Below are 13,586 nucleotides of genomic sequence, written 5' to 3' on the forward strand. Positions count from 1 at the left end.
AAAGCTACCTACGATACTGCCACGAGAGGCGAGGTGCTACCACATTATCGCATTATTGGTGCTTGGGTTGTGCCACATTTCGCGGTGCGAGAGAAAGCGTGCGTGCGCTGTACAGGGTGAGCGGTTTGCTCGTGAAGGGGTGTACACAGTCAAGACGATGCGCTAGAAGCTGCAGCGGCACAGACGCATCGTTTGGTGCTGTTGGCAGAACCTGCGGGTAGAGAACATCGCCGAAGATTGGGGTTTCGAGCAGGTTCAAGTGTGCCCGCAGCTGGTGCATTTTGCCGGTGTGCGGAGTGAGTTCGTAGAGGGCGAGTTCTTCGCCGGGCACCGGATAGGACAGATACGGGTTTTGTTCGCCAGATTTGAGAGGAACACTTTGTGGCGCTTGATAGATTTCTCGGATGCGCACCAGAGTTTCCGCGTTCACGCTAAGGCCTGCGCGCTCGCATTCGCGTGCCGAGTACTGCCGCACCTGTAGAATATTGCGATCCTTGTCGATGCGGCTGCGCACCTGCACGCCTTCGCCCAGCATGCTCTCACGCAGGTCTTCACCTGGTGCCGGGGCGATAGCAAGGTAGGTTTTGGTGACCTGCCGGTTCTGAAACATCATCTGGAAGGGGCCGCGTGCGTCTCGAGTTTTGGCGAAGAGTAAAATCCCCGCGGTGGGGCGGTCCAGCCGGTGAACGGGCGTGAGCAGAGGATTATTCTCGCGTACCCGCAGTTTGGTGAGTGCGGTCTGCACGACATAGGCGCCGCGCGGGGTGACGGGCAGATAGTGCGGCTTATCTACGGCGAGCAGGTGCTCGTCTTCATAGAGGATCGGAAGGTCATCCGGTAGCGGCGGTTCTTCGGGAAGTGGGCGGTAGTACCAGATTCTCAGACCGGGCAGATATGGGGTTTGATCGGTGAGGATCGCGCCGTCATCGGTGCGCACCTCGTGCCGGGCGAAACAGTCGAGGATTGTTGCGGGGTCTTCGGGCGAGAATCGACTGATGAGGTACTGAGCCACCGTGCTGGGGTGTGCATCCGGCCCCTGGGTCGTCTCATGCAGTACTGGATGCGCGGGCAGAGTCAGCGATACGGGGTCTATGCCCGCGCGCTGGGGCAGGGGTGGTGTGAAGAGGTGGCGATTGACTCGTCGCGGCATAGGTTGATTGTAGCGTGCTTTGTGAGTTGGCCTCTTCGGAGGAAACCTCTAGCCTCCTGCGTGAAAGTATAAGGACCGCGTCTTGATGACAGCACATACTTAGGCCATCATGGCACGACCCTCTCATGTTTTGGGTGGTATGTGAACAGTGTGAAGTTAATGCGAAATATTCCTCGCGAAAGTGTCTAATAAATAAATAAAATCATAAAATTTATTTCACTACCATGAAGCATGGAACGGCTTAATAGAGCGGCAAAATCAGTGTATAAGCATTAAACTTCATATTAAGTTTTATAGGTAGCGGCTTAGGGTTAGCGCGTTACTATTAAAAAAAGAGGTTCGATGAAATCGAACGATTAGAGGGATATATGGAACACAACGCACGCAACGAAGCTAAGCACACCGAACCCGCACAAAAAGCCTCTGAAAAAGCAGCTAAGAAGACGCGGCAGAGCGGTCAGCGTCTGACTCCGGCGCAACGGGAAGAACAAATCCTGCAGGTCGCGGCGGCTCATTTTGCGCAGCACGGTGTTGTGGCAGCCTGCATGAGCAGCATCGCTCGTGAGGCCGGCATTACTCGGGCACTGCTGTACCATTACTTCCCCGGCAAAGAGTCTTTGGCGGCGGCGGTAACCCGGCGCGAAGCACGGGCTGTTCTTGAAGCGCTCAGCGAGCATCACCCTAACCCGGTGGAGGCTCTTCGTGTTGAGCTGCGCTCCAATTTCGCCCATGTTGCTGAGGGTGGCAGTGAAAGCGATGCTCCCAGTACTCCTGACGAGTACTTGGAATGGATGCTCGAACGTACCGAAATGCCCGTTAACGACCGCACCCGCATGATTTTAGGCGGATGGCTGCATCTAGTCGATTACTTCGCCCGGCATGTGGTGCAGGGCAGCCCGCGCGGTAACACTCCGGCGGGTGCACGCGCCATGCGCGTCGATGAAGCTATCGACATCTGCGTTGGCGTGGCAGATACCATGACCGGCGGTTACTAAGCTAGAGCTTCTCAACGAGACCCCACATCGGGAGTTACCGAAAATATTTCGGTTCTCCTTGATGCAGGGGCTTTCTGCACTTAAAGACCTCGGCATTTTAGAGGGAGCGGCGCATCCGCAGACCGCGCGGGGTATCCGCCGTGTTTGAGGCAGGTCTTAACCCGAAAAATCCCCCAGCATATCCATAGTCGGCACGAAGAAGAGCGTGCCGGTTGTGGCGGTGCTGAAATCTAAAAGCCTATCGTAGTTGCCTTCTGGAACGCCGATAAACATATTTTTGAGCATCTTCTCCACGGTTGAGAACGTGCTGGCATAACAGTTGAAGTAGGTGCCCATTTCGTTGTTACCCACGGTACCGAAGGGCATATTATCGCGAATAACCTTGAAATCATCGCCAACATTAGACAGCGCGGAATGCGAGTTGCTGGGTTTAACGTCGTCGGGCATCTCAATATCGTCCTGTTTGGAGCGCCCGATGACTTTTTCCTGCTCGGACACGGGCAGATTATTCCACGCCGTCATATCGTGAATATACTTCTGCACAAACTGGTAACTGCCGCCTCGATACTCCGGGTCTTCGTCACCGACCACGCCGAAGTATTCACGGGATGCGGGAGTCTGCGGATTTTCTGTACCGTCCACAAAACCGATAATGGCACGCCCATCCCAATAGCGGAAACCGTGCACTTCTACAATACTTTCGGCAATATCACGCAGAGCATCGGTGATGATTGCGGCAATATCGTAGGCGACGCTGCGGTGGGTTGCCCGCACATGAAAGTGCAGATCTCCCGGAGTTGAAACTGCGGTATGCTTAGCTCCCTGAATCGGCTGAAACTCCACGAGCTCTTTCGGCAGTGGCTTCGGCAGATCTAGCGTCAACCAGGCGCTGTGGCTGATACCCATCACCAAGTTCGCCTTTTCGGGGGAGTACCGGTTGGCGGCGGTGTGGTTCACGTTAATGACCAGCGCGCAAAGGCTCTGAAAACCCTCAATCAATGCTTGCTGAGAAATATCGTTCTTGAATTTCCACACCATAAAAACGGTGTTGGTGTTCGGGTCTGCGGTTACCTGTTGTGATTCTGGTGGAAGCATAAAGCCACCCTACAGCTTGCATATATCCGCTGCAATGAATCCGCCCCTAAACGCTGGCTAAGCCCTCCCTCGTTGGGGGTATTATATGACGGTACGAATTCAGGGGAATTTTATCCGGCGATGCGCGGCAGACCAAAGCGGGAGGACTCCCGGCTGGAGTCGTGTAATTTGAGGATACATTTAGGGGGAGCGGCGCATCCGCAGACCGCGCGGGGTAGTGTAAAAGCCCTGCGCAAGCAGCGCGCGCCGTAACGCCACCACCGGATGCTCGGGCAGCCGGCCAGAATCGGTCTTCGACGCTCCCCGGTGAGTCGGCGGTTCCGGGGTTGCCAGAATATCACAATCGTTGAGTTTTTCCACCACGATTTTCTCAGCAATACCCGCCTGCACGATGCGCGCCAGCAGCGGGGCCGCAGCCTCAAGTTTGAGCGGATCAGCCGTGAAAGACAGCAGGGTTTTGCCGCCGCGTTCCAGATAGAGGACCGCTTCACCATCGAGCAGGATGAGGCAGGCACCCGCCTTACGCCCCGGACGATGCCGCACGGACTGGGCGGTCTCTGTGCCTTCGCGCGCAGCCTCTTCCGCACCGCCGAATGTAGAAGAGACCGAGAGCAAGCTGGGGACGGAAGGCCACGTGAGCGCCGCACCATAAGGATTCGCCGGATCTGTAGCCGCCAGCAGAACACCCTCAAATAAACCGAATACTTCCTCGTTTTTTATTCGTTTTACCCCGGTATTTTGCGGATTATCAGCGCCAATATTAGCGTAGGAACGCACCGCATCCACTGTTGCTGGGGAGGCGAACTGAGCCGCACCCAGCCCCTCAATGAAGTATCCGCGCCGCACCAGGGCACGTTCCTCGGCAGCCGCATAGATGCGGTACAAGGCCGCAAAGCCGCCGGGAACATCCTCAGAGGCGAGCGCGCCGCGCGTGAGCACACCGTACCTGTCTAAGAGAAGTTCCGCGCGCGCATAGGCGGTAACGGTAGCATCCGCCTCTTGCGAAGACTCGGTGCCCGTTGGCTGGGGAAAACTAATATGACTGAAGCGCCCGGAATCCCGGGCCGAAACCTGCGGATCAGAAGAGCTGGCACGGGTGCCGCCCAAGCCGCTATACCTGCGCGGATAAGCACCCGCAGAAGTACGCGCCGCAGACAGTCGTGCGGCACCGCGCCTGCGTACCGGGCGCGCCAGGGGAGCGGCGGGCCGCACCGGATGCGCACTCGACCCGCCTGCCAGCATGGCACGTACCGGGGCGAAAGTATCGTTCGTGACCAGCCCTGCCCACACCAGGCGCCACAGTGCGGCAGATACCTCCGAAGCCTCCGGAAAATGCACAACCTCGCCCGAGGCGGCGCGAGAGACCAAGATGTCGTTCACGCGCTCACGAAGCGGCATAAAGAACAACCCGCCGCCGGAAAGCGCCTCAAAAACGGCGTGCTCCACCGGACCCAGCTCATCTAAGGCCTGCGTGCGGGAAGAATCGGGCAGGGTCAGCTCGGCGGATTCGGTAAGATGCAGGCTCACCCAGCCGTCATTGCCGGAGATTTCGCCTTCGCCGCGCCAAAGCACCTCTCCGCTGGCCAACAGACTATCTAAGAGCTGCGGCGAATAATCACGCACCCGAGCTGGCAAGACGAGGGTCTCCAGGGCAGAGGCGGGCACACGCACCCCGGCAAGCTGATCGATGACCGTCAGCAAGCCCTCGCGACCCTCTAATGCCTCGGCGGATGAACTTTTGCTCTCGACAAGAACCTGAACCGTGCGTTCGGGCTCGTAATACGCACCGTACTCGGTGGTTTCCGCGAGCCTGCGCGAAACCTTGACCGTCTGCGCACGCACTCCCTGCCAGGCGGGCAGGAACGCGCCATAAGCACGCTGCGGTACCGGCTCAATCTCGCGGCGCAGCGCCGCCAACGACCGGGCACGAAGCAGTCGAAGCACCTCGGCATCCACCCATTCCAGGCTTGCCGTGGGTGCGGGGGAGAGCGGTATCGTATCGGCTGCCTCCGCGCGAGATACACGCAGTTCCTCAGGCAGGTACTCGCCCGAGAACAGTCGATTCTGTGTCTCTAAAGCGCGTAAAACCGGCAGAATAGCACCCGAACCCGTCGGCGTAATACGGCTGAAATGGGTGCTCGCCTCGGCTGCGGTAAAGGGGATGTGCGTGCGCGCATACCGCGAGATTAGGTCTTCGAGCGGCGCGGCGACTGGCGTGAGGTATGCCTGAGCAATCCCGACTGGAAGCGGCAGCCCTAACCCGTCGCGCAGCCGGGCGGCGTCTTCCACGGCGGCGTAGATCGGTTCCGTGCTGCCCGCCATATTTGAGTGCGGATTGATAACGAATGCCCTGCGGGATGCGACCAGCTCTTCGGCAAGCGTGCGCGCCTCTTCGTCGGTGGCGTGTGGGGTAGTTTCAAGGTCTTCTTCCGGCAGGCCCTCGTCGGTATTTTCGGCTGAATCCCCGGTTTCATGTGAAATATCAGCCTTTTTAGATCGACTTTCGCTGCCTTTTGGGGTGCTCCAAGAGACCTCGGGCACGGCCTCAACCCCGGACCCCTCATTCCCGCGCAGCCGTAGCGCCAATTCCCTCGCCGTGAGCGGTCCGAGCTGGCGCAGAAGATCCGCCACGCCCTCAACCCCGCGTGCCCGATACTTCGCCCCGGTGCGCTGAAGACGCTCCTGAACCTCAAGAATCACCTGGGGATCCAGCAGATCGCGCAGCTGAGCGGTACCCAGCAGCTCTGCCAAAAGCGCCGGATCCAGTGCCAAGGCGGCAGCGCGGCGTTCGGCGGCGGGCGCATCCGTATCGTAAATATGCTCCGCCACGTACTCAAAAAGCATGGTGCGGGCAAAAGGCGAAGGCCCCTCGGTCTGCACCTGCGACAGGCTGATGCGCCGCGCGGCAATATCCCGATGCAGCTGAAGAAGCGCAGGAACATCATATACATCCTGCAAGCATTCGCGGGCGGTTTCCAGCAGAATTGGGAACTCGGGGTATTTGCGCGCAACATCCAGCAGCTGGGCCGAACGCTGGCGCTGCTGCCATAGGGGAGTGCGCCTGCCCGGATCGCGGCGCGGCAGAAGCAGGGCACGCGCGGCGCTCTCTCGAAAACGAGACGCGAAAAGCGCCGATTCGCCCACACGATCCTTGACAATCTCCTCTAGCTCATCGGGCTCGAAGAGAAAAAGCTCAGCACCCGGCGGGGTATCTTCCACCGCGGGAATACGCAGCACAATACCATCATCCGCCGCAAGCGCGCTGGCGTCGATACCGTACCGTTCCTGCACGCGGGCGCCCACCGCCACAGCCCAAGGTGCATGCACCGGATATCCGTACGGCGAATGCAAAATAACACGCCAATCTCCCAGTTCATCGCGGCAACGCTCCACCACAAACCGCGTATCGGTGGGGACCACGCCGGTAGCCTCGCGCTGCTCCCGAATATAAGCGAGCAGATTATCGCTCGCCCAAGAGTCCAGCCCTAACCGGGTCAGCTCGGCGCGTATCGCAGCCGTCGCTGAGGCGTCTTCGCTTCCGGAGTCAGCACCCGCAGACTTCGTTAACTCGCGGGTAAACTGTCCCAGACGACGGCCCAACGCCACAGGGCGGCCCACCCGCTCACCATGCCAAAACGGCAGACGCGAAGGCTCGCCGGGTGCGGGGCTCACGCGCACCGCATCGTGCGAAATGTCCTCGATGCGCCAACTGCTCGCACCCAAGGCGATAACATCGCCCGCCCGCGATTCGTAGACCATCTCCTCGTCCAGTTCGCCCACCCGTTTAGGCGCCTTGGAATCCTCAGAACCGGCCAGGTAGACAGGAAAAAGCCCACGATCAGGAATCGTCCCGCCCGAAGTTACTGCAAGCCGCTGCGCACCGGGCCGCCCCTCAATCGTGCCGCTTGGCGCATCGGCGGTGGCGGTGCGATCCCAAATAATGCGCGGGCGAAGCTCCGCAAACTCATCGGAAGGATACCTGCCCGCCAGCATCTCTAAAGTACTATCAAAGAGCGCGCGCGAAAGGTTCGCGAAAGGGGCGGTGCGGCGCAGCGCCTCGTACCAGGCATCCACCCCGATAGGTCCCAGAGCGCAAGCGGCGACGGTCTGCTGGGCAAGCACATCCAGCGGGTTAGCGGGAACGGTAAGCGGTTCTAAAGACCCGGCGAGCATACCGGACAGAGCCACGGCAGAGCCCAGCAAATCCCCGCGATGCTTCGGGTAAAAAAGCCCGCGCGAAACCTCGCCCACGCGGTGCCCGGCACGACCCACCCGCTGCAGACCGGAAGCCACCGACGGCGGGGATGCCACCTGAATAACCGCATCCACATGTCCCATATCGATGCCGAGCTCCAGGGAACTTGTGGCGACCACACACCGTAGCGAACCATTCTTGAGGGACTCTTCGATAAGCGTACGCTGATCCTTCGCCACCGAACCGTGATGCGCCCGCGCCAGTGGGGCAATATCTGGCTCCTCACCAATGTCAGGCAGAGGCTCACCCGCAAGCTCGCGCCGTGAGAGCTCGCGGCGCACATGAATATCGTTGAGAGCCGCGGTAAGTTTTTCGGCAAGCCCACGCGAGTTCACGAACACGATTGTAGAACGATTATTCTCGATATCGTCCACGATGCGTTCCTGAACATAAGGCCAAATCGAGGCACGATACCCGGAGGCGCGCTTGCCCTCACCGCCCGGCTTCCGTGCCCCTGCACTCGCCGTTGCGCTCGCAGTACCATCTTGTACGGCAGAGCTGTTCGGCAGCTCAAGGGATAATCCTTCTTCGCCGGGGAAGGTGCCGACAGCATCCGCAAGAGTATAGGGGGGTGCATCGTCGGCTGCCTGAACCTGCAAGTCCGGGGCGTTCGGGGCTGGACTGGGCGAATCCTGTCCGCGCGGTGCCCGATGCTCCCCGGGGGCATAGCTGCCCTGCCCGTAATCGTTTGCCCCGCCGAGTGCCGCCATATCCGGCACGGGTACCGAGAGCCGCAGATCCCAGCGCTTGGGCACCTGCCGCGCCACGATCGTTACCGGGTGCACCCCGCCTAAAAATGTGGCGACGGCTTCGGGCGGGTTCACGGTTGCCGACAGGCCGATGCGCTGCACCGGCCGCTCCACCAGCTGATCGAGCCTCTCAAGGGACACCGCCAGATGCGCCCCGCGCTTAGTCCCCGCCAGGGCGTGCACCTCGTCCACAATTACAGTTGTCACGCCGGTGAGTGTCGAACGTGCCGCAGAGGTCAGCATAAGGTAGAGCGACTCGGGGGTGGTCAGCAGAATATCGGGCGGGTTGCTGATCAGCTGCCGCCTCTCGCGCGCCGGGGTGTCACCGCTCCGAATACCCACGGTAATATCGGGCGGGGTTCGCCCGGATTCCTTCGCTGTATGCGCAATCCCCGCAAGCGGCGCGCGCAGGTTGCGTTCCACATCTGCCCCGAGAGCTTTCAGGGGCGAAACATACAGGATGCGCGTACCGCCCGCACGCTGTTTCTTGGTCTTTTGTGTTTCCCGAGCGTCCCCGTTTTTCCGTGCCTGAGTCGATGTCGTGAGCTCGCGCTGGTCCGGTTCTGCGCTTTTGTCGCGGTAGAGCGCATCGAGTGCCCATAGGAAAGCGGCAAGGGTTTTGCCGGAGCCCGTGGGGGCGATAATAAGCGCGTTTTCGCCCTTGCTGATACTCTCCCAGGCGCCTTCCTGCGCGGCGGTCGGGGTGCCAAAAGCGTTGCGGAACCATTGCTGAGTGGCGGGTGAGAAAGGTTCTAGAGTGTCGGGCATGGTCCCATTATCTCGTATATGCCCCGGATTCTCCTTGAAAGTTTTTTGAGCGTGGCACATATTACAGGGGCAATTGTGCGCGAATACAAGACTTTTCCGTGTAATGGGGCCATAATAATTGAATATGTACATTACGTACATCATAAAATTTTACACGTAAAGTAATTTATTTCACTGAAAGGACACAGGTATGACCCGCTTGACCGAAGACCAGATCACCGCTCTCTTTCGCGAACCTCGCACTGTGAGCGCATTCACCGATCAGCCCGTCACCGACGAACAGCTGCAGAAGATCCAGGAGATCGCCTACCTGGGACCTACTGCCTTCAACAGCCAGCCCCTGCGCATTATGTGGGTGAAGACTCCCGAAGCTCGCGAGCGCCTTGTCAAGCACATGATGGACGGAAATAAGGAGAAGACCCTCAAAGCTCCTGTAACCGCTGTGCTGGCCTTCGATAAAAACTGGCAGAAACGCTTTGGGGAATTCGCACCCCAGGCCTCTGCCTTTGAATCCTACTACGAGGCTGAAGAGGCACGTATTCCCGCGGGCGCGCTGAGCTCTGCACTTCAGGCTGGCTACTTCCTGACCGCCGTGCGCGCTCTTGGTCTGGATGCGGGCCCTATGACTGGCGCGGATTTCGATGGCATCGCCGCTGAATTCTTTGAAGGTACCGACCAGCGGCCCTTCCTCGTCGTAAACCTGGGTTATGGTGTGGCTCCCGAGTATCCGCGCGGTACCCGTTTTGAGTTTGATGACGTAACCCGCAGCATCTAAAAGCTGTGTTTCGCGCTCGCTGAGCCGCCGAGGTGCGCCTTCGGTCCCCAGCGAGAGTAAACCGCAGGAATCCGGTAGCTGTGTACATGTGTCCGGAGACCTGCGTATATGTGATGTACCGGTGGCTGCCGTATCTGATGATGCCGCAGCCACCGGTTTTTGCTGGGCTCTGAGGGAATGGGGAACTGTCGCGGCGTGAATTCTGGGGGTAGCCTTATGGTGCGAACCGGTGCATGATGGAAAGAACGGCGCGGTAGCCTTGCGGGGGACGAATAGATTCACCGTGTCGAGAGAACCTGAGGTTATAGGAAAGGATATGAGAGATGACCCGTTTATCTGAGGACCAAATCACCGCTCTTTTCCGTGAGCCCCGAACTATGCGTAAATTTACCGATCGGCCCGTCACTGATGATCAGCTTCGGGAGATTCAGGAGCTCACCTATCTGGGACCCACGGCCTTCAATAGTCAGCCCCTGCGCATCACCTGGATCAAGAGTCCCGAGGCCCGTGAGCGCCTGGTGAAGCACCTGATCGAAGCTAATCAAGAAAAGGCCCGTCAGGCACCTGTCAATGCCATACTCTCATACGATAAGGCGTGGATAGACCGTGCAGATGTGTTTAATCCCCGTGCGGCAGAGACTATCAGGAACTACTGCACGACCGAGGAAGTTGTTACCTTTGCCGCTCAGCAGAGCGCCAACCTGCAGGCCGGTTACTTTATTACCGTTGTGCGTGCTCTTGGTCTAGACGCCGGTCCCTTATGGGCCGATTTTGAGGGGCTGTACGAAGAATTTTTTGCAGGGACCGACGAGCATCCCACTCTTGTGGTGAATTTAGGGTACGGCGTTCCAACCCAGTACCCGCGCGATACCCGGTTCGGATTCGATGATGTAACCCGCAGCCTCTAACGGCTATTACGAAGGTAATTGCGATGCTGCCGCCAATGCGCCCGTAAAACGTGGCGGCGTATACCACGTGCGAGCGAGTTCCTAGCGTTTTCCTATCATCTGGTGTTCTATTTCATAGGTAGGTAAGAAATATTTCCGTATCAGGGTGATGAGGTGGAAAACTTAGGTAAACCTCGTGTATAAATAAAGCATTGTGTAGATGCTGAAGAGGCGGTTCCTGTATAAGGAACCGCCTCTTGCTGTTATCGCTTCTTCTCGAAGCGCATCATTCGTGTGCTGATTGGTTACGAACCGAACTGTCCCACGGACAGCTGCTGAACCTTGCCGGTGCACGCCTCAGAGGAAGCAGAGACCGTCGTCCAGTTGCCGTCACCGGGAACCTGAACTAAGAATCCGTGCGCCATTGTCGGTGAACAGTTCTTACCCAGCGGACCAGCGTTGACCGAGGTCACTGGGGCGTTTGTAGATTCACCTGTGTGCAGAAGCGTGCCGGTAGGGTTCGTTGAACCTGCCGCCGGGCGTGCCGGTGAGCCAATCTGACTGAAATTAGAATCTGCGTAGACAACCGTCGGGTTACCCTTGAGCACGCAGGGCTCCTCAGAAACGTTCGTGAACGTCAGAATGAATTTCCGGGCTCCGGGTGTGCCCTTATCTTCGGAAGCAGAAACCGAGAGATCGGTGATCTGGCAGGCTGACGCTAGGAGTGAACCTGAAGAACCGGTTGCTGAACGCCCTGGCTGTTTAGCTTCTGGGCTGGACGATTCTTCAGTGCCGTTATCTCCATCGTTATTCGATGAAGAGTCATCCGCATCTTTGCTTTCCTCGCCGGATGAACTCTTTTTATCGTGAGAATCCTTAGAATTGGAGTCTTTTTTCTTAGCTCCATCCTCGGAATGTTCATCGTTTGAGTGAGAGTCGTTATTATCTGTGGGGTTATCCTCAGGGCTTTGAGAACTATCCCCGCCCGCGGTACTGATAGAACCGGGGGACACAGAATGCGCCGGGTCGGAAGCACGGGTAATTTTACCCTGAGCAACGCTGGCGGATGCGCTCGGTGAAGCGTCAGTCTGCGCAGAATGATCGGCATCGGAAACGCCGCAACCTGCCAGCGTAAGGGCGCAAAGAAGTGCGGTTGCGGAGTAGAGTATCTTAGCCGAACTCGTCATATTACATCGCCGCCTGCAATTGTATAGAGGCGCCATCCATGCCGGGTGCGTATTCCACCTGGCAGCAGAGGCGCGAGTATTCGTTAGCTACGTCGTCTACCATGTCGAGGAGGTCCTCCTCAGCGTCGGTACGATCGCCTGAAGCCGCGTAGTGTTCTGGATCAATAAAGGTATGGCACGTGGCACAAGATGCGTTGCCACCGCATGTTGCGAGCACGGGGAACCCGTTCGCCTGTACAGCTTCTAATAGAGTCTGGTGATCCTCCCATTCGATCTCTCGGCTGTCACCGTCTTCTCCGGTTACATTGATCTTCACGCTCACGCGCGTGTCCTCCTCACATTGTGTAGATGCACCTCTATTGTAAACTCAGAGCTTACCCCGTAAAACTTTGCGACGGGGGTATGACAGAGGTGCGCCCGCGAGAAGACTACCAAGGTTAACCCTATGATGCAGTGGTGCCGTGCACAGCGCATCCGTGACCCGTGCACCCTAGTGAACGAGTCGAAAATGGTGAATGAGAGTGCCTTTGTTCTGGAGGTTATTCCTCGAAATCTTCCTCTGTTTCCAGGGCATGCACGATACCGCGGCAGGTATCTTTGGGATTGGCGTATCGCAGGTCCACACCAAAAATCTCGCGGATCTGACGGGCCGAATTTAGATGCCAACGTTGGCTGTCGGAGGGGGTAACAGATGTGGTAGCTTTCATACCCGGCGCCAATTTTTCGTGACGAATATCGTAGTGCTTGCCACCCATCGTAATCGTAAAACCGTGACTTTCCAGAAGATTCTTAAAAGCGTGAATATCGTGCGGAATCTTAACGCCGCGTTGCGACTTGGTGCCGCGCATCCTGGGCTGCGATTCGAAGGGGTTACGTGTTTTCACCACACCCTTGCGCACACTGACAATCTTATGGTTGGTGTTTGAGAACTCTACCGAATAGCCGTGCAGGGAGTATACGGTACGGCTCGTGCCCGGAATCGGTCGGCGATCATTCGCCTCTTCGAGGATGCGCTCCACAAGTTCTGCTGTGAGTCCCAGGGCGCTCAGCTGTTTCTCGGCATCAGGGGTGAGCTCATAGTGTCCGCTGGGGGCGCTGAGCGTAGAGCCATCAAAAGGATGTACCGAGATAACCTCGGAGGTATTCGCGTTCAGAACGGCGGTGTACCCGAGGCGCCGGTTTGAATAATGCTGAACCTCACGTCCGAAACGGTTTTCCTGGGCGGATTCGTCGCGGCGTTCGCTGTCTGGGGCCGTAATGAGCTCAAGGACGAGCGCGTACCCCAGGTTGTTGCGCATCATATGATCGATGACACCCGGCAGTACCGGGTAGATGCGGTCGCCCGGCGGAACATCGCCATAGAAATCATTCTCAATCTGTTCGGCGATGCGTTGGTTCTCGTGCGGAACCTCAAGCAGGGGAATAAGTTGCTGACCTGAGGGTTTAATTGTGGGCTTGACCGCCGCAGGCTTGGGTGCGTTGCGATAGGCGGTTACCAGCGCCTCGTTTTGGGCAATAAATTCTGAGGCAAGAAGCGGCATGATGGTGAAGTAAAGCTCCGCAGCCTCCGGGGAGATTTTGCGCCGTGCATCCAGCAGGCTTTCACCCTCGGGATTCTGTATAGTCCAGGTGCCCTCCTGTTCGGTGTATTCGTATCGCGCTAGGTGGGAGAGCTCCTGCAGACGGGCATAAAGCTCGACGGGAATGTCTATTTTCTTGTTCATA

General features: G+C 58.0%; 9 protein-coding genes. 3 read left to right on the forward strand and 6 right to left on the reverse strand.

Annotated elements, in window-relative coordinates:
- Positions 1-52: 52 nt before the first annotated feature.
- The gene (locus tag HMPREF3016_RS03325; protein WP_070740221.1) at positions 53-1,150 is read right to left on the reverse strand and encodes a pseudouridine synthase; all 1,098 of its coding nucleotides are present in this window, start codon (positions 1,148-1,150) and stop codon (positions 53-55) included.
- Between the two features lie 368 nt (positions 1,151-1,518).
- Between HMPREF3016_RS03325 and HMPREF3016_RS03330 the strand changes: the two genes are divergently transcribed.
- On the forward strand, positions 1,519-2,145 hold the full coding sequence (locus HMPREF3016_RS03330; protein WP_070554675.1) for a TetR/AcrR family transcriptional regulator: 627 nt from the start codon (positions 1,519-1,521) through the stop codon (positions 2,143-2,145).
- Positions 2,146-2,301: 156 nt separating this feature from the next.
- Here HMPREF3016_RS03330 and HMPREF3016_RS03335 read toward each other — a convergent pair whose 3' ends face one another.
- Positions 2,302-3,240: a Dyp-type peroxidase gene (locus tag HMPREF3016_RS03335; RefSeq protein WP_070740224.1), complete on the reverse strand. Its 939-nt coding sequence runs from the start codon at positions 3,238-3,240 to the stop codon at positions 2,302-2,304.
- A 180-nt stretch (positions 3,241-3,420) separates the two neighbouring features.
- Complete coding sequence (locus HMPREF3016_RS03340) at positions 3,421-9,012, reverse strand: Lhr family helicase (RefSeq protein WP_070740227.1); 5,592 nt, start codon at positions 9,010-9,012, stop codon at positions 3,421-3,423.
- A gap of 190 nt (positions 9,013-9,202) precedes the next feature.
- Here HMPREF3016_RS03340 and HMPREF3016_RS03345 point away from each other — a divergent pair, with 190 nt between their 5' ends.
- Together HMPREF3016_RS03345 and HMPREF3016_RS03350 are read left to right on the forward strand one after the other, a co-directional pair.
- Positions 9,203-9,787, forward strand: coding sequence for a malonic semialdehyde reductase (locus HMPREF3016_RS03345; protein WP_070740231.1), 585 nt, complete (start codon positions 9,203-9,205; stop codon positions 9,785-9,787).
- A gap of 323 nt (positions 9,788-10,110) precedes the next feature.
- On the forward strand, positions 10,111-10,695 hold the full coding sequence (locus HMPREF3016_RS03350) for a malonic semialdehyde reductase (protein ID WP_070740234.1): 585 nt from the start codon (positions 10,111-10,113) through the stop codon (positions 10,693-10,695).
- A gap of 284 nt (positions 10,696-10,979) precedes the next feature.
- On the opposite strand, the gene HMPREF3016_RS03355 is transcribed toward HMPREF3016_RS03350, so the two are convergent.
- The 3 genes from HMPREF3016_RS03355 to HMPREF3016_RS03365 all read right to left on the reverse strand — a co-directional run bounded on the left by HMPREF3016_RS03355 (position 10,980) and on the right by HMPREF3016_RS03365 (position 13,585).
- A complete protein-coding gene (locus HMPREF3016_RS03355; protein ID WP_048753352.1) occupies positions 10,980-11,861 on the reverse strand; it encodes a DUF4232 domain-containing protein in 882 nt (293 codons plus the stop codon).
- Position 11,862: 1 nt separating this feature from the next.
- Complete coding sequence (locus HMPREF3016_RS03360; protein WP_004006570.1) at positions 11,863-12,183, reverse strand: 2Fe-2S iron-sulfur cluster-binding protein; 321 nt, start codon at positions 12,181-12,183, stop codon at positions 11,863-11,865.
- A gap of 217 nt (positions 12,184-12,400) precedes the next feature.
- A complete protein-coding gene (locus HMPREF3016_RS03365; RefSeq protein WP_070536698.1) occupies positions 12,401-13,585 on the reverse strand; it encodes a cell wall biosynthesis glycosyltransferase in 1,185 nt (394 codons plus the stop codon).
- Between the last annotated feature and the right edge of the window lies 1 nt (position 13,586).

Source organism: Rothia sp. HMSC065D02, assembly GCF_001815285.1.
In the GTDB taxonomy this organism is placed as follows: domain Bacteria; phylum Actinomycetota; class Actinomycetes; order Actinomycetales; family Micrococcaceae; genus Rothia; species Rothia dentocariosa.